Source organism: Bacteroides ndongoniae, assembly GCF_900108345.1.
Lineage (GTDB): Bacteria > Bacteroidota > Bacteroidia > Bacteroidales > Bacteroidaceae > Bacteroides > Bacteroides ndongoniae.
In genome coordinates, this window is the sequence record NZ_FNVV01000014.1 from 919,731 (window position 1) to 939,212 (window position 19,482).

At 45.0% G+C, this 19,482-nt stretch carries 18 protein-coding genes; 7 read left to right on the forward strand and 11 right to left on the reverse strand.

The window, feature by feature from the left end:
- Positions 1–133: 133 nt before the first annotated feature.
- Positions 134–1,351, forward strand: coding sequence for a transposase (locus BQ5591_RS14810; RefSeq protein ID WP_071148854.1), 1,218 nt, complete (start codon positions 134–136; stop codon positions 1,349–1,351).
- A 126-nt stretch (positions 1,352–1,477) separates the two neighbouring features.
- On the opposite strand, the gene BQ5591_RS14815 is transcribed toward BQ5591_RS14810, so the two are convergent.
- From BQ5591_RS14815 to BQ5591_RS14855, 9 genes are all read right to left on the reverse strand, one after another.
- On the reverse strand, positions 1,478–2,443 hold the full coding sequence (locus BQ5591_RS14815) for a PCMD domain-containing protein (RefSeq protein WP_071149931.1): 966 nt from the start codon (positions 2,441–2,443) through the stop codon (positions 1,478–1,480).
- Positions 2,444–2,475: 32 nt separating this feature from the next.
- Complete coding sequence (locus BQ5591_RS14820; RefSeq protein ID WP_022162956.1) at positions 2,476–3,582, reverse strand: sulfotransferase family protein; 1,107 nt, start codon at positions 3,580–3,582, stop codon at positions 2,476–2,478.
- 10 nt (positions 3,583–3,592) lie between these two features.
- Entirely contained in the window at positions 3,593–5,050 is a 1,458-nt protein-coding gene (gene cysN / locus BQ5591_RS14825; protein ID WP_071149932.1) for a sulfate adenylyltransferase subunit CysN, read from the reverse strand.
- A 27-nt stretch (positions 5,051–5,077) separates the two neighbouring features.
- Positions 5,078–5,989 carry a sulfate adenylyltransferase subunit CysD gene (gene cysD, locus BQ5591_RS14830; RefSeq protein ID WP_022162958.1) on the reverse strand — a complete coding sequence of 304 codons (912 nt, stop codon included), beginning with the start codon at positions 5,987–5,989 and terminating at the stop codon, positions 5,078–5,080.
- Positions 5,990–5,995: 6 nt separating this feature from the next.
- The gene (cysC, locus tag BQ5591_RS14835; RefSeq protein WP_071149933.1) at positions 5,996–6,604 is read right to left on the reverse strand and encodes an adenylyl-sulfate kinase; all 609 of its coding nucleotides are present in this window, start codon (positions 6,602–6,604) and stop codon (positions 5,996–5,998) included.
- Positions 6,605–6,616: 12 nt separating this feature from the next.
- Complete coding sequence (locus BQ5591_RS14840) at positions 6,617–8,173, reverse strand: SLC13 family permease (protein WP_022162960.1); 1,557 nt, start codon at positions 8,171–8,173, stop codon at positions 6,617–6,619.
- 7 nt (positions 8,174–8,180) lie between these two features.
- Positions 8,181–9,011 (reverse strand): 3'(2'),5'-bisphosphate nucleotidase CysQ, encoded by an 831-nt coding sequence (cysQ, locus tag BQ5591_RS14845; protein ID WP_071149934.1) that lies wholly within the window; start codon positions 9,009–9,011, stop codon positions 8,181–8,183.
- 121 nt (positions 9,012–9,132) lie between these two features.
- Positions 9,133–10,677, reverse strand: a complete 1,545-nt coding sequence (locus tag BQ5591_RS14850) for a Gfo/Idh/MocA family protein (RefSeq protein WP_071149935.1) — start codon at positions 10,675–10,677, stop codon at positions 9,133–9,135.
- A 166-nt stretch (positions 10,678–10,843) separates the two neighbouring features.
- Positions 10,844–11,350 carry an SPOR domain-containing protein gene (locus tag BQ5591_RS14855; protein WP_022162963.1) on the reverse strand — a complete coding sequence of 169 codons (507 nt, stop codon included), beginning with the start codon at positions 11,348–11,350 and terminating at the stop codon, positions 10,844–10,846.
- Positions 11,351–11,648: 298 nt separating this feature from the next.
- On the opposite strand from BQ5591_RS14855, the gene BQ5591_RS14860 reads away from it, so the two are divergent.
- The 3 genes from BQ5591_RS14860 to BQ5591_RS14870 are packed head-to-tail and all read left to right on the forward strand — an operon-like array spanning position 11,649 to position 12,526.
- A complete protein-coding gene (locus BQ5591_RS14860) occupies positions 11,649–11,858 on the forward strand; it encodes a YtxH domain-containing protein (protein WP_022162965.1) in 210 nt (69 codons plus the stop codon).
- 29 nt (positions 11,859–11,887) lie between these two features.
- Entirely contained in the window at positions 11,888–12,259 is a 372-nt protein-coding gene (locus tag BQ5591_RS14865; protein WP_071149936.1) for a phage holin family protein, read from the forward strand.
- 6 nt (positions 12,260–12,265) lie between these two features.
- Positions 12,266–12,526 (forward strand): hypothetical protein, encoded by a 261-nt coding sequence (locus BQ5591_RS14870; RefSeq protein WP_022162967.1) that lies wholly within the window; start codon positions 12,266–12,268, stop codon positions 12,524–12,526.
- A 121-nt stretch (positions 12,527–12,647) separates the two neighbouring features.
- On the opposite strand, the gene BQ5591_RS14875 is transcribed toward BQ5591_RS14870, so the two are convergent.
- Complete coding sequence (locus BQ5591_RS14875) at positions 12,648–13,619, reverse strand: type I phosphomannose isomerase catalytic subunit (protein WP_022162471.1); 972 nt, start codon at positions 13,617–13,619, stop codon at positions 12,648–12,650.
- 198 nt (positions 13,620–13,817) lie between these two features.
- On the opposite strand from BQ5591_RS14875, the gene BQ5591_RS14880 reads away from it, so the two are divergent.
- The 3 genes from BQ5591_RS14880 (at position 13,818) to galK (ending at position 17,688) form a co-directional block, all read left to right on the forward strand.
- Positions 13,818–14,918, forward strand: a complete 1,101-nt coding sequence (locus BQ5591_RS14880; protein WP_022162470.1) for an aldose epimerase family protein — start codon at positions 13,818–13,820, stop codon at positions 14,916–14,918.
- Positions 14,919–14,978: 60 nt separating this feature from the next.
- Complete coding sequence (locus BQ5591_RS14885) at positions 14,979–16,469, forward strand: MFS transporter (protein ID WP_071149937.1); 1,491 nt, start codon at positions 14,979–14,981, stop codon at positions 16,467–16,469.
- A 64-nt stretch (positions 16,470–16,533) separates the two neighbouring features.
- Positions 16,534–17,688, forward strand: a complete 1,155-nt coding sequence (galK, locus tag BQ5591_RS14890; protein WP_022162467.1) for a galactokinase — start codon at positions 16,534–16,536, stop codon at positions 17,686–17,688.
- 839 nt (positions 17,689–18,527) lie between these two features.
- On the opposite strand, the gene BQ5591_RS14895 is transcribed toward galK, so the two are convergent.
- Positions 18,528–19,472 carry a glycoside hydrolase family 43 protein gene (locus tag BQ5591_RS14895; protein ID WP_071149938.1) on the reverse strand — a complete coding sequence of 315 codons (945 nt, stop codon included), beginning with the start codon at positions 19,470–19,472 and terminating at the stop codon, positions 18,528–18,530.
- Positions 19,473–19,482 lie beyond the last annotated feature (10 nt).

Consider the following 19,482-nt stretch of genomic DNA (forward strand, 5'->3'; position numbering starts at 1 on the left):
ACTGTCAAGAATGAATCGTTAAGGAGTAAGAAAAGGGATGAAAATATATGCTAAACAGCTGAAGACAAAGAGGAAAAGTATTGCATAATTCACTGATTTTTAATAAATTAGAAGTACTTCACCACTTTTAATTATGACTAAAGAATCACTCCTTATGCAATACCAATCCGAGTGCAGAAACGCTCTCGAATCAGCTGTAAATATAAGCAAATCTTTTCAGAAAGTATTCATGGATGCAATGAAATTATTCATGGCTATACCTGACCGCATCAATTTCCTGCAAATGGGACGATATGGATGTTTCTCGGAACAGACATACCGCAACAATTTTGAGAATGATGACTTTGACTGGTTTTCCTTCAATGAAGCCATCATCAGAGAACACCTTAAAGGCTGTCGCAAGGCAATAGCCATTGATCCGTCTTTCATTCCAAAATCCGGCAGCAAAACACCGTGGATTGGCTATTTCTGGTCCGGTTGTGCCGGCGAATACAAACGCGGACTGGAGATAACCGGTATTGGAGTTATAGACGTTGACAACCATGAATGTATGACTTTGGCCTCTGTACAGACACCTGACAACACAACGCTGGAAAGCCGCGGGAAGAATCTTGTAGACTGGTACAGTTCTTACCTTATCAGCATACAGGAACATCTGAAACGGATTTCCGACACTGTCGTATGTGATGCGTTCTTTTCAAAGGCAACTTTCATCAAACCATTATGCGAGAACGGATTCCACGTTATAAGCCGTTTCAGAAATGATGCAGCGTTGTTTTATCCCACCTTAGAAAATGGGACAGGAAAACGCGGACGTCCAAAATTGTATGACGGAAAGATTGACTTTGAATATCTGGACATTACAAGATGTACCGAATACAAAGTAAACAAGGGTAAACTTTACGGACTGAAAGCATACTCCAAAGCACTCAAACGCTTTGTGAGCCTGGCTGTATGGTATCCCATGGATGGAAGAACGGACAAATGGCAGCTGTATTTCTCTACAAACGAAATACAGAACGCACAGGATGTACTGGACTTTTACAGGACACGTTTCCAACTCGAATTCTGCTTTCGGGATGCCAAGCAACATGCAGGAATAACAAACTGTCAGTCTACAGACTTCAGGAAACTGGCATTCCACTTTAATGCATCACTTGCAGCGATAAACCTCGCCAAGGCTGCCTGTAAGAAGATGGGAATAAAATATTCCATATCATCATGCAAGTCAGTCATACACAATGCTTACATGCTTGAACGATTTATTTGCGTGTCTGGGATTGAACCAAACACGCAATTAATTGACAAACTTTTCAAAGAACTCATTTTATTTACTGCCAGAGCCGCTTAGGCTAGGCTAATTTTTAACGAACTATTGTCAGAATAGAAGGAGGCAATAATTGCTTTTCACTATGAAACAACTGTTCATACTTTTATGTTCACAGAAGATTCAAAACACTTCATAAAAAAGCCCGTATTAATATACGAGCTTTACATTATCAATCCAAAGAGTATTTCCTGGAGATCCTATATATGCACCACCATGACTTGAAGTGAATTGGAGCAACAGATGCGTAGGAGTTTCATCGGGCTCCCCCCACGCCACTTCCTTAACCGGCACACTTTCACCCTTACTATTCACTGCATAACGTTCGATTACCTGCAAACGCATCATGTGAGGTTTATACGCAGGATCCCCCGTAATATCACCATACATAATGGCATACGTTGCATTATTGCGCCATTCATCAGTGGTCTTATAATAGCGAACAACCATTGTACCGATACGCTTGGCATAGATATTACCATCTTTATCTTCCCATCGCTTCTGCAAGAAAAGGTTTACCTCAGGAAAGTCTTTTCCCTCCACATCGGTAATGCGACTGAACCCTGTTGCACGAATACGCTTCTCACGGTCGGACATTTTCACTTTATAATCGAACTGAATAGCCACCGGTTTCTTAGTATAAGGTATACCCGAATCCAACATTTTTTGTGGATTCTTCGTTCCTTTGATAGGCTCGTGTACCTCGCCTAAAAACATGGAGCCTGCAGCCAGCACAGTAATATCCACTAATCCAAAGACTTTTACACTCTCCATACGGGTATCCATACGGGCGCAGAAACCATCTCCCCGTTGTTCAGGAAATACAGAGGTATTTGTCTTTGTAATTCCCGCTACACGTGCCATAACATTTGAAGTAGCCCATGGAGAGCCTCCCATATTCTTATATGCACTGTTGTCTGTAATCGTTTTAGTAGGCCCTATAGCATAAACATGCTTGGTTTCTCCACCAATAATACCCGATTCCTTAATCTGGCGGTCAATCCACTGATCCATATTACCAAAGGGAAGCATTTCTGTTGTATGCTGTTGGGCAGATACCATAGGACAACTCAATGCAAACAACATCCCCCATCCCCATATTTTCTTTTGCAACATAATTCTCCTCCTTTCAATAACAGTTACTTTCTTTAAAGTTCATATCCCCACTGCTTCAACGCAAATCCCCAATTGTCCTGGACAAGCTGCACAGTGCGGTCATCATACTTATATTTATTCTTCTTATAACCCTTCTTTCCGCCTACATACTTTTCAATATCAGCACGCGAAGCAGCAAAACCTGGTATATTCAGTTCTTTATAGATATGTTCTGTCATCCCCATAGCATCAGCCTCAAAATCCTCAAATTTCACTTCAATCAGGTTGCCTGCAGGAATACACGACTTATCAGCCTCGTATTTATGATACAACTTGGCATATATCGACAATATATTCTGTTCGAGTTGTTCATTGCTAATATCCTGTAGCTTCAAAGGCTGAATTGTATTGGTAAAGAAACTACGCGTACTCTCGAAAACAGTATAAGGATTACGCATCAGATAGATAAATTTCGCATTGGGAAACATTTTCACCAATTCCTTTACACGTCCTGTATGAGGCGGATTCTTACTCAAGAACTGGGTGCCATGGGTATTCCACAACGAAATCTTTATCAACTTGACAAAAGTCTCCTCAAAAACTTTCAATTCAGCATCTGTTATGTCGTCAAAAAGAAGATACTTGTCGGCATATTCTTGCTGATATTTTGGAAGAAACCAAAAGTTATAATAGGTATAGGGCATCATATTGGCCAAGGCAAACTCTTCTTCCTGAGGAAGGTCGACAGCCAACTCCATATTATCAGTCGGACGTTTATCAGGCATCAGCCAGCTCATATTCTTCTTGAAAAAAGGCTGCCCCCACATCATCAGATGTGGAAATACTGTCTGATAAGTTGTATTGTAGCCAAAATGCTTATCGCACGAAAAAACGTTGTGAACAAAAGTAGTCCCACTGCGCCAATGTCCCAAGATAAATACAGGATCGTGCTCCAACGGTTTGTCGGCCAGCATCTTCTCATAGCGTCGGTCTTGCAAAGCGGACAACGGAGACAGCAAACGGCATACCGCCTTCGTCAAACGATACTTACCTTTATATGCAGCATCTATTTCCCTGCCTTCTGTTATGTCCTTAAAAGTCTTCCAATCAGCACCTACCAATGTATTTATTGGTAATTTACTGAATTCTAATAATCCCATAAACTTTTCCTTATTTAATGACTTTTACTTCAATGCCTTGACGCTCCAGTTCTTTTACAGCCTTTTCGATGACTTCATATTGATCGGAAGCGATTCCCATCTTGGGCAAATTCAATACAGGTACCGATTCGTCCAGATGCATGTCCTTATCCTCTATCCGATCGATAATCATGCCGACTGCACTCGTATTGTTACTGATCGGATCAATCAGAATAAAAGAACCTGTAGCCTTGTTTTTCGAGTAAGGGTCGAAAAAGAGTTCTTTAGCCGTAGTCAATACCACACGTGCTATCTGATTCAACTGCATAGGCTCGTCTTTCTTGTCCAGTCGCCCGTTTTCTACAGAAAGATGTTCCATCGTATTGACATCTACCTTATACTTGATATTATCAATGCGTGTACGGCTCAAATTGGTAGTTTGTTTAATGAAAAACGATTTATTCATGTCCATCGGTTCTTCATCCATCCACACCATCATGGCTTCGAAATTGCGGTCCATAATAGGCATATTATCAGGATGAACCAGCATTTCACCTCTCGAAACATCAATTTCATCTTCTAAAGTAAGTGTTACCGACTGAGGAGGAAAAGCATACTCTAAATCTCCGTCATAAGTAACAATGCTCTTGATACGTGACTTTTTACCTGAAGGCAAAGCCATAACTTCATCTCCCTTGCGAACAACTCCCGAAGCAACCTTACCACTGAATCCCCGGAAATCAAGATTTGGACGCAATACATACTGAACAGGGAAGCGGAAATCATTCAAATTATGATCATTGTCAATATGCACCGTTTCCAAGAAGTCGAGCAAAGAGCTACCCTGATACCAAGGAGTACGTTCTGATTTTACAACCACATTATCACCTTCCAAAGCAGAAAGTGGAATACATGTCACATCAGGAATACCCAATGGAATAACAAAGTCGAGATAGTCCTTCACAATCTTGTCGAAACACTCTTTCGAAAAGTCTACAAGGTCCATCTTGTTCACCGCCAATACTACATGTTTGATGCCCAGCAGAGAGACCAAAAAAGTATGTCGACGCGTCTGAGTAATAACGCCCGTGCGTGCATCGACCAAAATAATCGCAAGATTGGCAGTAGATCCGCCTGTAATCATATTACGAGTATATTGTTCATGCCCCGGAGTATCGGCAATGATAAACTTTCGATTGTTGGTAGAAAAATAGCGATAGGCCACATCGATGGTAATACCCTGCTCGCGCTCTGCCTTCAATCCATCTAGTAACAAAGCATAATCTATGTGCTCGCCAGCATTTCCCATTCTCTTACTATCACGCTCCAAAGCATCAAGCTGGTCTTCGTACAATTTCTTACTGTCGAACAAAAGCCGGCCTATCAAGGTAGACTTTCCGTCGTCTACCGAACCTGCGGTTAAGAAACGAAGCAGATCTTTCTGTTCATCCTTATCCAAGAATGCCTTTATATCTAAATTATTCTCCATTTTCTTTCATCTTAATAGCCAAAATCCTTAAAAATAACCTTCGCGTTTCTTCTGCTCCATGCTGGCTTCCTGATCGAAGTCTATCACACGTGTAGTACGTTCGCTCTTGGTAGTAGTCATCATCTCTTCTACGATTTTCTCTATCGTATCAGCATTACTTTCTACCGCGCCTGTCAACGGCCAACAGCCCAACGTACGGAAGCGCACCATACGCATCTTGATTTTATCGCGATATTGTTCGGGTAAGCGGTCGTCGTCGGCCATAATCAGATTACCGTCTATCTCTACACAAGGACGTTCCTTGGCGAAATACAAAGGCACAATAGGAATATTCTCCAAACGGATATATTGCCAGATGTCTAGCTCAGTCCAGTTGCTCAATGGGAAGACACGAATACTCTCGCCCTTATGCACACGGGCATTATATATATCCCACAATTCGGGGCGTTGATTCTTCGGATCCCACTGATGGAAGCGGTCACGGAAAGAAAAGATACGCTCTTTGGCACGCGACTTTTCCTCATCACGACGTGCTCCACCAAATGCTGCATCGAATTTATACTTATCGAGCGCATGAAGCAAAGCCTGCGTTTTCATCAAGTCGGTATGCACCTTACTACCGTGCGTAAAGGGGCCTACTCCTGCCCGGAAAGCCTCCATATTGCTCTCAACAATCAGATTCCATCCGTACTTCTTGGCATATTCATCGCGGAACTGGATCATTTCCTTAAACTTCCACTTCGAGTCGATATGCATCAGCGGGAAGGGTACCTTACCCGGATAAAAAGCCTTCTCGGCCAAACGAACCATGACGGACGAATCCTTACCGATGCTATATAACATCACAGGATTCTCGAACTCGGCAGCCACTTCACGTATGATGTGAATCGATTCAGCCTCAAGTTCCTTCAAATGACTTAACTTATAACTTTCTTCCATTTTATACTATTTCTTCTGAATTCTTGGTAAAACAAGCTCCAACAGGCGATTGACCGACTCTTCCAGGCTCAACAACGATGTGTCGAGTGTCAGAGCTGGATGCACCGGTGCTTCAAATGGAGCAGATATTCCTGTAAAGTTTTTAATCTCACCACGGCGTGCTTTGGCATAAAGCCCTTTGACATCCCGCCGTTCACACTCCTCAAGCGGAGTGCTAACATATATCTCCAGAAAGTCTTCCTTTCCTATAATGTTAGCAGCCATTTCGCGAATATCATTGTTAGGGCTGATAAAAGCGGCGATTGTCACAATGCCCGTATCAATAAACAGTTTGGATACCTCAGCTATACGACGGATGTTTTCCACCCGATCTGCCTCCGAAAAACCCAGATTGTTATTAATACCCGAACGGATGTTATCACCATCCAATATGCGACACAGTAACCCTCGCTTGTGCAATTCACGCTCCAACGCTATGGCAATGGTACTTTTACCCGATCCGCTCAGGCCTGTAAACCAAACCATCACCCCGTGTTGTCTTAAAAGCGATTCTTTATCCTGCCTTGTCAGCATTCTGTCAAAGATAGGATATATATGATTTTCATTCTCTGTCATAATCCTTACGAATTAAAATGGCCAAATCAATGGCACAAGAAAAATTGAAATTAAGAATGTAATAATATTCAATGGTAAACCAATACGTACAAAATCTGTAAACTTATAATTTCCTATACCTTGCACAATCAGGTTAGTCTGATATCCAATCGGAGTAGAGAAACTGGCCGACGCTGCCATACAGATCACAACAAAAAATGGCATCGGATCGACTCCCAATTGAGAAGAAATAGACAATGCTAACGGAAATGCCAAAGCCGCCGCCGCATTATTAGTAATCAGTTCTGTAAACAAGTTTGTTATGATGAACACTGCTGCCAGTAATACTTGAGGACCATAATGCTCGGTCATACCTATGATATAGCTTGCCACCGCATCAGCCACTCCCGAATTGACCATTGCCTTGCTGATCGCAAAAGCACAAGCAATCGTTATCAGGATATCCCACGAAATGTACTTCGTATATTTGCGAGCAGGGAAAATCTTCGTCCATGCCATAATAATAGTAGTCACAGAAACAAAGAAAAACATATCTAATTTTATTTCAGGAAACATTTCTTTCACAATAGGCAATTCGCCTACGGTAGCTCCTACAATCATCAGAATCAACAACGTCAGGGCAAACCACCGTTTTCTTTTGCTAGGAACAGGCTCTGTATCTTTGCCATTGGCCAAGAGCACAAAGACTGAAGATTCGCCCCACGTCTGCACAAACGAGTCATCGGCCATCAACACAAGCGTATCTCCTTCACGAAAATGTTCTCCTTCCAGATTTCGAGCAATGCTCTGGCCATTACGCTTTATTTCCTTGACCTCCGCGCCATAATGCCGTTTGAAGTTGAAGTCCTTTAACTTTTTATTAATACCAGGGAAACGAGCGCCCAACACGACCTCGACAGTATGCAAATCACTGTTATGTTCTTCGGCCTCTTCTTCATCCTTCACAGCATCTTTACGCGTATCTGGCAATAGTTTAGAAGAGAAAAGCAACAGATAAATGATTCCTGCCACTGCAATGAATATACCCACTTTTCCCAACTCAAACATCGTAAATCCTTCGTGTCCCGACTCAAGTATCATACCATGCACTACCAGATTTGTCGACGTACCTATCAACGTACAGATACCTCCTAAAATCGTAACATAAGAAAGCGGTATCAGAAATTTCGTAGCAGGCAATTTCACCGATTCGGCCCAACGTTTAATAATAGGTGCAAAAATAACCACTACCGGTGTGTTATTCAAAAAAGCCGATATAAATGATATGGTAGGCAACATGCGCAATTGTGCCTTGAAAACAGTGGTTTTCCCTTGTGGAAGCAATCGCTTGATAAGCTGTCCCAATGCACCTGACTGACGAATACCTTCACTTACCAGAAACAGCATCGCTACCGTTATCATCCCCTTGTTGCTGAAACCTTCAAGCATTTCTTTCGGAGTCAGAATACCTGCACAAAGGAATAATACGACAACTGAAAACAAGATCATGCCCGGACGCATTTTATCCAACACCAAGGCAATCACCATCCCAACCAGGGCCAAAAGCACAAATGCAATTTCAAATGTCATACAATCACTATTTTATTTCACGTTCATGTTTCTTCTCTACCACAAACCAAGGATTAAGCAAATCCTGTTTGTTGTATTGCAAAGGAAGATCGGTTTCCGCCTGATAAACTTCCATTCCTGCAGCGCTTGCAATGGCATGTCCGGCAGCAGTATCCCATTCCATTGTAGGGGCAAAACGCGGATATACATCAGCACGACCTTCGGCAACCAGACATATCTTCAGCGAGCTACCTATCGATACCAGTTCCAAATCGCCATGCACGGCACGCATTTTATCGATATAAATTTCGGTTTCGGGAGTCAGATGAGAGCGAGATGCCACCATCACAAAATTGGTACGAGAAATGCTTTTATCCGGCAAACGCACGGCTTCGCTTATCAAGTCGTCCAAGCTTTTGTGATCCAAGTCTTTTATTCCTTCTATCTTATAAGCTCCCAATGTATCTTCCGCAAAATAAAGAACTGTCTTCACTGGAACATAAATGACTCCCATCACAGGTTTTCCTTTAAGGACCAACGCTATATTTACCGTAAACTCTCCATTTCGTTTGATAAACTCCTTGGTTCCATCAAGTGGATCCACAATCCACAAAGTCTCCCAGCCGTTTCTCATTTCAAAAGGCAAACTTTTACCTTCTTCGCTCAATATAGGAAAAGGAGTATCTTTCAAGATTTCCACAATTGTCTCGTGAGCTTTTCTGTCGGCTATCGTTAAAGGTGAATTATCAGCTTTCCTCTCGACCTGAAAATCCGATGACGGATCATTATAAATGGAGAGTATCTGTCCTCCTGCCCGCAAGGCAGCTTCAATAGCGTTCAAAATATAGTGCTGTTCCATCGCTTTCATATCTTATTCTATGATAAAGCACAAAAGTAGAAAACTTTCCCCGTAAGGAAAGTTTTCTACTTCATTTTATAACTTCTTTTAATATTATACAAACTCTTGTGCTGCCTTGTCATCATTGAGCCTCAGCCCATTCCTTAGCACCACGCTCCTTCAGCTTGGCAGTAAAGGCACGTGCTTTCTCCATTGCTGCTTTTTCATCTTCAGGAGAAGCATAAGCATGTTTGTAGCCCTTGATTTTATCCCATTCGCCACGGGTGAAATCGGGTATTGCTACCGAAGCACAATTGTTATCCATCGACAACTCGCCCAATTCGGCCAAACAGCACCATTCTGCCAGATCGTATACATCCATATCCAGCGGCAAACCGTTTTGGAGACAATATACCAAACGGCTATCCATAATAAAGTCCATACCTCCATGTCCACCAACTTCTTTTGCCATTTCACCATATTTCTTCAGGATAGGATGCTGATATTTTTCTACCAATGCATCCATTTCTGCTTTCGGCATAAAACCATGTGAATTCAGATTATCCACCTTCGGAGCAACGCCTGATGCTTTCATCTGGTCAGCATCCAACGCATATCCTTCAACCGGATATTTATTGGCGAAACCCTTGGTTCCTGTCAGCTGATAGAGACGATTGTAAGGCTGCGGCGTCATCACGTTATGTTGAATTTCGATCACCTTACCTTTTTCCGTACGAATCAATGTTGTTGTGTGATCACCATTGCGGAAGTCTTCGCACGGTTGTTTTGTTCTTTCCTCTACTAACGCCTTACCTACCACCGACTTCGTATCCATAGCAACCAGCGTTTTCATACGATCGCCACGATGAATATCCAATGCTTGTGCTACTGGGCCCAGACCATGTGTCGGGTATACATCACCACGATGTTTCATATTATACTCCAAGCGCCAGCCCAACTTATCGCTTTCTCCATTCTTCCAATAATAATCCCAGAAAGCGTCCAGATTGTGAATGTATGCTCCCTGCGCACGGATCACTTCACCAAACACGCCCTGCTGAGCCATGTTAAGCGTATTCATTTCGAACCAGTCGTAGCAACAATTCTCCAATATCATACAATGCTTGCGCGTCTTCTCGCTCATATCGATCAATGTCCAGCAGTCTTTCAGATTCATCGCCGAGGGCACTTCTATCGCTACATTCTTTCCATTCTCCATCGCACACAATGCTACAGGGAAATGATGAAGCCAGTCGGTAGCAATATAAACCAAGTCGATATCATCACGCTTGCACAATTCTTCATAACCTTTCTCGCCATAATAAACAGCGGCTTTCGGCATTGATGCATTCTTCAAGTATTTCTGGCAAGCTTCCGCTCTTTCTTTCTCATAATCGCACAGGGCTACAATCTCCACACCTGGGATGTATGTAAAGCGCTCTACTGCACCAGGGCCACGCATACCCAATCCGACGAAGCCTACACGTACAACTTCCATTTTCGGAAGAGCCAGACCAATCACACTCTGTTGTCCTGCCGGACGCTCAGGAGTCTCAACCACAATAGTACCTTTATCCCAGCTCCATTTTGTACCATTTTCCGATACTTGCTGTTCTGCTGTTTTCGTGCTATTGCAAGCAGTTAATGCCAAGCATGCACACAACACCAAAAAACCGATTTTTCTCATACAAATTTATCTTTTAGGGTGAATAATCAAACAACTGCCAAAAATACGTTTTTTTTCTTAAATACAGAATTATTAGAGAATAAAAAAGCGGCAACTTCCCAGTCACCGCCCCGATATGAAAGGTTTTCAACCCTTTCTATAAAATTACCAAAAAGAATTTCTGTTATTAGTTGATACGATACAGCAACCAAGATCCTTGGAAATCATCACGATTAGGATACTTAGCCTTGAAAGCGTCGCGAGCCTTAGCGGCCGATGCTCTGTCGGCAAATGTGCTTACAACTACACGATACATAGCTTTCTCCGAATTGAATACAATGATAGCGTTATATCCTTCTTTATCCAAGAAGCTCTTAAGATTATCCGCATTGGCTTTTACTCCAAAGCTTCCGCACACTACGCTGTAATCCTTTAAGCCATTTTCATTGCCTGTTACAACTGTAACTTTCTCCTGACGTACATCAGCCGCCGGTGCACTTTCTACCACCTTCGTTTCTACAGGGGCGCTTACTACCGGAGCTACTTCTTCTGCCGGAGTTACATTCTGGCTATCAGCCAATTCCTGCTGTTTAGCTTTCTCGTAGGCCTTTTTATAAGCACTTTCACTCGACTTACAGGAGGAGAATGCCAATAGCACGCACACTCCCATACCTAAAACTGCTAATTTTCTCATCTTCTTATAGTTTTTTATTTAATAACAATCATCCTTAGTGTTCAAAATTGGCGGCAAATTAATAGAAAAATCGCCATCTTTCAAAGGATAATGCACAAAAAGTGCAAAGTTCCTTTCATTTAAGGAGCAAAGGTACGCCAATAGCCTCAAATGCAGGTATGGCAATCCCGTTAAATAACATTAAACATAAGCAGAACTTACAAATCTGCCACAAAAAAACGACCGAAACAGAAAAAACTTCAAAAAAAAACATTAGTTTTGTAGCTATAGAAACCTAATAAAAAGAAAGGAGTATAGTATGAAAGGATTAAATGTTTTAGCAGCTTTTTTAGGCGGTGCAGTAGTAGGTGCAGCCGTTGGTATTCTATTCGCTCCGGAAAAGGGAGAAGACACCCGTCAGAAGATTGCAGATATTCTGCGTAAGAAGGGCATCCGCCTGAATCGAAACGAAATGGAAGATCTGGTCGACGAAATTGCTTCTGAAATAAAAGCAGAGGCAGCTGAATAAGAATCATTCTAATAAAAGACAAAGCCATCATGTTTGCAGACGATAAAAGCATTGAAAACATACAGCAACTGTTTATTGAGTTCAAGAAATATCTGGAGTTGCAAAAGCAATACACCAAGCTGGAGATCACCGAAAAGCTGACCGTATTGCTTTCCACACTCATACTGGTGCTGACGGTTATCATACTGGGCATGGTGGCTTTGTTTTACCTATCCTTCACAATCGCCTACATGCTGACTCCCTACGTAGGAGGCGTAACGACAAGCTTCGGCATCATCGCTTGCTTCCACGTTCTGCTCATCGTGCTGCTTGTCAGCTTCCGAAAAACGATCATCATCAACCCCATGCTGAAGTTTATCGCAGGGCTATTCTTTGACAAAACAACCAATAACGACAAATAACAGGCTATGGATCAAAATAATACCCCCACCCCTCCGCTGACACTCGAAAGCATCGCACAGCAGAAGAAAGAACTGCGCCAGGCCATTCTTCAGCAAAAAGAGGTTATGACTGAGCTAACCCGCAGCCTCGTTGCACCACTTGCCCCTGCCACAAGCAAGACGGGCGCCATCATGCGAGCCTTCAATACGGGCATGGCTGTATTCGACGGAGCCATGATGGGGCTGAAGCTCATGAAAAGGCTCAGAAGATTCTTAAGAAAATACTAAGCCCGATACAGAAAACTACATTAAGGTATATAATACATATATACAAAAGAAGGCACTCATCATTCCTCGAAAAACGACAGTGCCTTCCCGTATAGAATTCTTTATCTATTCTCTACAGACATCACACATACGTTTCGAGCAACTTCACCCTGCCGTCGGGAGTAATCGTTACCTCTTGCGTAGAAGCCGGCAGCAATATTGTTTCGCCCGCACACAACGTCAGTTCATTCTTACTGTCGTCGGTTATCTTACAAGAACCCTCCGTACAGATGAAAATCACAAAAGAATCGAGCTCCGAATAGTCGCAAGTGATTTCTTCTGTCATATCGTAAACCGAAGTCGTAAAATACGGACTTGCTACTACTTCTATCGGCTCGTTTTCGGTCAGTTCATACTCCGTACGGAAGTCATCCTGCACATCGGCAAAGTTGATGGCATCCATCGCCTGGTTGGTATGCAGCTCTCTGGCCTTGCCGTTCTGATCTTTTCTATTATAGTCGAAAATACGATAAGTCACGTCCGAAGTCTGCTGGATTTCCGCAATGAAAGAACCGGCGCCAATCCCATGCACCCGACCGGCCGGCACATAGAAAACATCGCCCGGCTTGATCTCGCACGTCTGCAAAACTTCAGCAAAGGTGCCATTGTACACCCTCTCCTTGTACTCCTTGGGGGTAATCTGTTCGGCGAATCCTGAAATCAGCTTTGCACCCTTGTCGGCCGCAATCACATACCACATTTCGTTTTTGCCAAAGCTATTGTGTCTTTTTCTTGCCAGCTCGTCGTTGGGGTGCACCTGAATCGACAAATCCAGCTTCGCATCAATAAACTTGATGAGCAAAGGGAATTTATTGCCGAAGCGCATATAATTGGCTTCTCCCACTAACTCTTCTTTATATTTTCTGACCATTTCGGGCAGTGTCAAGCCCTTGTCAGCTCCATTTGCTACGACAGACTCGCTCCCTTCTACAGCAGAGATTTCCCAGCTTTCACCCACATTGGGCAAATTTTCATTCAAATGTTTGAACGGGATGATTTTATCACCTCCCCAAAGCGTCTGCTTCAAGATAGGCTCAAATTTTAGAGGATACATTCGTTGTTTTTCGTTAAATGTTCAATAAAAACATAAGTATTTTTAAATTATGGCGGCAAACATACAAAAAATATTCATTCGATTCAAGGACGCAAAACGCTAAACTTTCCTAAAATGTTTTCCACATTTCATTCCAATTACTTGGGTATACAAAAGAATTTCTTTTTATTTGCAAGAAATTTAATTAATACCACGTTTATGATAAACACTACCCCAACAGAAAGCAATTTGTCCGGATTGGACAGAAAGGACTTTCAAAAGGAAATAGATAGTAAAAAGACAGATCTGTTTATCCTTAAGAATGCATTAGGAATGGAAGTTGCAGTAACCAATTACGGATGCGCCATCCTTTCCATCATGGTTCCCGACAAAAAGGGACAGTATGCCAACGTCGTTTTAGGACACGACAATATTGAAAGCGTCATCCACAGTCCCGAACCCTTCCTGAACACCACCATCGGACGATACGGCAACCGAATTGCCAAAGGAGAGTTCACCCTGTATGGCGAAAAACACCAGCTGGCCATCAACAACGGACCCAACTCCCTGCACGGTGGTCCCACAGGCTTCCACACACGCGTATGGGATGCTGTACAACCCGATCCGACAACCGTCATCTTCAACTACACATCGGCCGACGGCGAAGAAGGCTTCCCCGGCAACCTGAAAGTAGAAATGACCTATCGCCTGGAGAACGAAGCAAACGCTCTGGTAATCGAATACAGAGCCACTACCGACAAGGCTACGGTAGTCAACCTGACCAACCACGGCTTCTTCAACCTGGCCGGCATAGCCAACCCCACTCCTACCGTTCTGAACAACATTGTTACCATCAACGCCGACTTCTACGTCCCCATCGACGAGGTATCCATCCCGACGGGCGAAATCAGCAAGGTAGAAGGCACTCCGATGGACTTCCGCACACCGCATACCATTGGCGAACGCATCGACGAGCCATTCCAGCAGCTGATCAACGGCACTGGCTACGACCACTGCTATGTGCTTAACAAGACCGAGGCGGGCGAATTGAGCCTGGCAGCCACCTGCACCGAGCCTGAAAGTGGACGAACCATGGAAGTATATACGACCGAAAACGGCGTACAGGTGTACACTGGCAACTGGCTGGGTGGATTTGCAGGCGCACACGGCGCTACCTTCCCTGCCCGAAGCGCTGTCTGCTTCGAAGCACAATGCTTCCCCGATACCCCCAACAAGCCGCACTTCCCCTCGTGCGTATTGCTGCCGGGCGATGAATACCAGCAGATTACCGTTTACAAGTTTGGGGTAACAGAATCGTGACCAACCATGTTTTGAAACTAACTTAATATAATTATAAACTCCTAACTTTTTCAAAAAACCATGACACAACAAAAACAGAACGGTAATCTCGTCGCAATTATTACCATGTTCTTTATTTTTGCGATGATCTCTTTCGTAACCAATCTTGCCGCACCCTTCGGTACGATATGGAAAAATCAATATGCCGGTGCCAACACACTGGGTATGATGGGTAACATGATGAACTTCCTGGCCTACCTCTTCATGGGTATCCCGGCTGGTAACATGCTTGTCAAAATCGGCTACAAGAAGACCGCCCTCATCGCGATGGCCGTCGGCTTCATCGGCCTCTTCATCCAGTATCTGTCTAGCCTCGTAGGCGCCAATGTCGACGTCTTCTCGCTGGGCGAATACGCCATCAAGCTCAACTTCATCATCTACCTGCTCGGAGCCTTCGTCTGCGGTTTCTGCGTATGTATGCTCAACACCGTGGTGAACCCCATGCTGAACCTTCTCGGAGGCGGCGGCAACAAGGGTAACCAGCTGATTCAGACAGGTGGTGCGCTGAACTCGCTGTCGGGCACACTGACTCCGCTCTTCGTAGGCGCCCTGATCGGCACAGTAACTTCGAAAACCGCCATGTCCGACGTAGCCCCGCTGCTGTTCATCGCGATGGCCGTATTCGTAGCTGCCTTCATCATCATTTCGTTCGTATCCATCCCTGAGCCCCACCTCAGAAAAGGCGGCGCACAGAAGGAAAAATTCGAATACAGCCCCTGGAGCTTCCGCCACACCGTATTGGGCGTTATCGGTATCTTCATCTATGTAGGTATCGAAATCGGTATCCCCGGCACGCTCAACTTCTACCTGGCCGACGCTTCGAGCAAGGGAGCCGGCATCCTTATCAACGGTGCTGCCATCGGTGGAGCCATCGCTGCCATCTACTGGCTGCTGATGCTTGTCGGACGTTCGGCCAGTAGCGCCATCAGCGGTAAGGTGTCTACCCGCACTCAGCTGATTGTCGTTTCGGCCACAGCCATCGTACTCATCGTCATCGCCATGTTCTTGCCCAAGAACATCGGTATCGATGTGCCCAAGATCGTTTACGACCCCGTAGCCAAAACTACCGAAATCCTGACCAACGCCGGTGTTCCTGCCGACCAGATCTCTGCCTTCATCGCCAACCCCGCATCGGTCGACCTCTCGTCGTATGCCGAAGCACTGAAGGAAGAAGCCGCTATGGCTCCCGAAGAAATGGTAGGCTCGCTGGCCACTCCGAAGGTACCCCTGAGCGCCTTCCTGCTGGTATTGTGCGGACTCTGCACATCGGTCATGTGGGGCGGTATCTTCAACCTGGCTGTTGAAGGACTGGGCAAGTACACCGCACAGGCATCGGGCATCTTCATGATGATGGTAGTAGGTGGCGGTATCCTGCCGCTCATCCAGAACGCTATCGCCGACGGCGTAGGCTACATGGCAAGCTACTGGCTCATCATCGCCGGTCTGGCCTATCTGCTGTACTACGGCCTGGTAGGATGCAAGAACGTCAACAAGAACATTCCAGTAGAATAATAGAAGAAGAGAAAAACACATATAGGTAATTTTAATTATTCACCTTATTAAAAATATTAGTATTATGGATATAGAATACGTAAGAAGCCGTTTCATCAAGCATTTTGATGGAACAACAGGAGCAGTTTACGCTTCTCCGGGTCGCATTAATCTTATCGGCGAACATACCGACTACAACGGCGGTTTTGTATTCCCTGGAGCAATCGATAAAGGCATGATAGCCGAAATCAAGCCAAACGGTACCAACATCGTGAAGGCTTACTCCATCGACCTGAAAGATTATGTAGAATTTGGTTTGGAAGAGGCTGACGCTCCTCGTGCAAGCTGGGCAAGATATATCTTCGGCGTTTGCCGCGAAATGATCAAGCGTGGTGTAGAAGTAAAAGGCTTCAACACTGCTTTTGCAGGCGACGTTCCCCTGGGTGCCGGCATGTCTTCATCGGCCGCCCTCGAAAGCACGTATGCTTATGCCCTGAACGACCTCTTCGGCGACAACAAGATCGACAAGTTCGAGCTGGCCAAGGTAGGACAGGCTACCGAGCACAACTACTGCGGCGTGAACTGCGGTATCATGGACCAGTTTGCTTCCGTATTTGGCAAGAAAGGCCATCTGATCCGCCTCGACTGCCGTTCGCTCGAATACCAGTACTTCCCCTTCGACCCGCAAGGCTATCGCCTGGTGTTGGTTGACTCGGTGGTGAAGCACGAACTGGCATCGTCGGCCTACAACAAGCGCCGTCAGAGCTGCGAAGCCGTTGTGGCTGCTGTTCAGAAGAAGCATCCGCACGTTGAGTTCCTGCGCGACTGCACGATGGAAATGCTGAACGAAGTCAAAGCCGAAGTCAGCGAAGAAGACTACATGCGTGCCGAATACGTCATCGAAGAAATCCAACGCGTGCTCGACGTTTGCGACGCTCTGGAAAGAGGCGACTACGAAACCGTTGGCCAGAAGATGTACGAAACTCACCACGGCATGAGCAAGCTGTACGAAGTAAGCTGCGAAGAGCTCGACTTCCTGAACGACCTGGCATTCGACTGCGGTGTAACCGGATCGCGCGTCATGGGTGGCGGATTTGGCGGATGCACCATCAACCTGGTGAAGGAAGAACTGTATTCTACATTCATCAACAAAGCAAAAGAAGACTTCAAGAACAAGTTTGGCCGTAGCCCGAAGATCTACGACGTAGTGATCAGCGACGGCGCAAGACGCTTGGAATAAAAAAAAGCGGGTTGAAAGACTCGTGTTTTTCATAATTAAATAATCAATTGGTTAAAAGTAGGAAGGAAACCGTGAGGCTTTCTTCCTACATCTTTTTTAGCGTCAGCTCACCCTGATCCCGGTCAGTATCATTTTCTTATGTTTAATATATACTTGTAAGTACTGTAATTACCACAGTTGTAACTATTATTGTTTAAGAAACAGTGCAGCCAACTATTTACAATAAAATGATTATGCTATTAAATTTCCCAAAATGAAGTGTTACACAATTATAGTATGCGTAAACCAACTCTGAAATAAAAAACAGAGAATTTACAAAGATAAAAAGGCGTATATATAAATTCCTCTTACGCACTAACTTCCAACAAATTAGTTTTATCATCATTAATCTTCTATTTTACTAATAAATTTCACGCCAAATATAAACTTTTATAACTTTCTATTAATTAGCCTGTATCCCTATTCTGACAAAAGAAGGACAAAAAGACAAGTTACTGAGTCAACTACCATTAAAACACTCAAAACTGCTATAAACAAGAAATCTATTTGGAAAAATGTTCATTCAGACCTTAATCAAGATTCTGACGGCTATTAGCACGACGTTCGGAGTAATTAGTTGTACAATGTAAAAAAAGAAGGGAAAAAAGAGGGAAGGCTACGGTTACCTCCCCCACTTTCCTCTCCCCGATCCCCGACTTCCGCGTTACAGTATTACAGATTACAGTTAGTTTTTTTTCAAAAAAAAGAAAGACTGCCCACGGGCGACCCATTTCCGATCGCCTGCGGCAGTCTTTTTTTCGGTATTCCGATACCGGCCTTTTTCGCTTGCGGCTTGTTTCTTACCAGATGCCTTCGGTCGTCATCTGCACGCGCTTCAGGGTGCCGTCCTCGTTGTAGTAGAGGCGGTCGATGCACACCGAACGGCGGAAGCTGCCACCCGTGGGGTTGATGGCGCCGTTGTGGTAGATGAAATACCACTGGCCGCCAAACTCGATGATGGCCTGATGGTTGGTGTTGGAGTTGCCGGCCAGCTCGTTCAGGACGCCCTTGTACTCCCACGGGCCGGTGATGCTGCGGCTCATGGCGTAGCAGATTTTCTCGGGGAACTCCGAGGCATACGACAGGTAGTACCAGTCGCCACGCTTGTGCAGCCAGGGGGCTTCGGTGAAGCGAGGCAGGTCGACGGGCACGATGGGGCCGTCCAGCTCGATCATATTCTTCTTCAGCTTGGCGTAGTAGCACTGAGTGTTGCCCCAATACAGGTAGGCCTGTCCGTCGTCGTCGATGAAGACGGTGGGGTCGATGTCGTCCCAGTAGCTTTTGCTGCGCTCGGTAGTCATGTCGTTGGTTATCAAGGCCGAGCCGCGGGCGTCAACGAAGGGACCCGTGGGCGAGTCGGACACGGCCACGCCGATGGACTTGCCGGGGATGGTGGCGTGTTCGACGGTCACATACCAGTAGAACTTGCCGTCGCGCTCGATGACCTGACTGGCCCATGCCTCGCCCTTGGCCCAGGCGAAGTCTTTGGCACGCAGGGGGACGGGGTGTTCGGTCCACGTCTTCAGGTCGGACGAGGAGAAGACGCACCACTCGTTCAGCAAGTAGTGTTCGGCCGTGGGCGGACATTCGTCGTGCCCGGCGTAGATGTAGAGCCTGCCGTCGTGAACCATGGCGCCGGGGTCGGCCGTGTACTTGTACTTCACCAGCGGATTGCCGCCGGCCACAAACGTGGTGTCTTCTTGAGCCGACAGCCCGCAGGGGGCTGCCAGCCAAGAAGTTACCATAAAAACAACA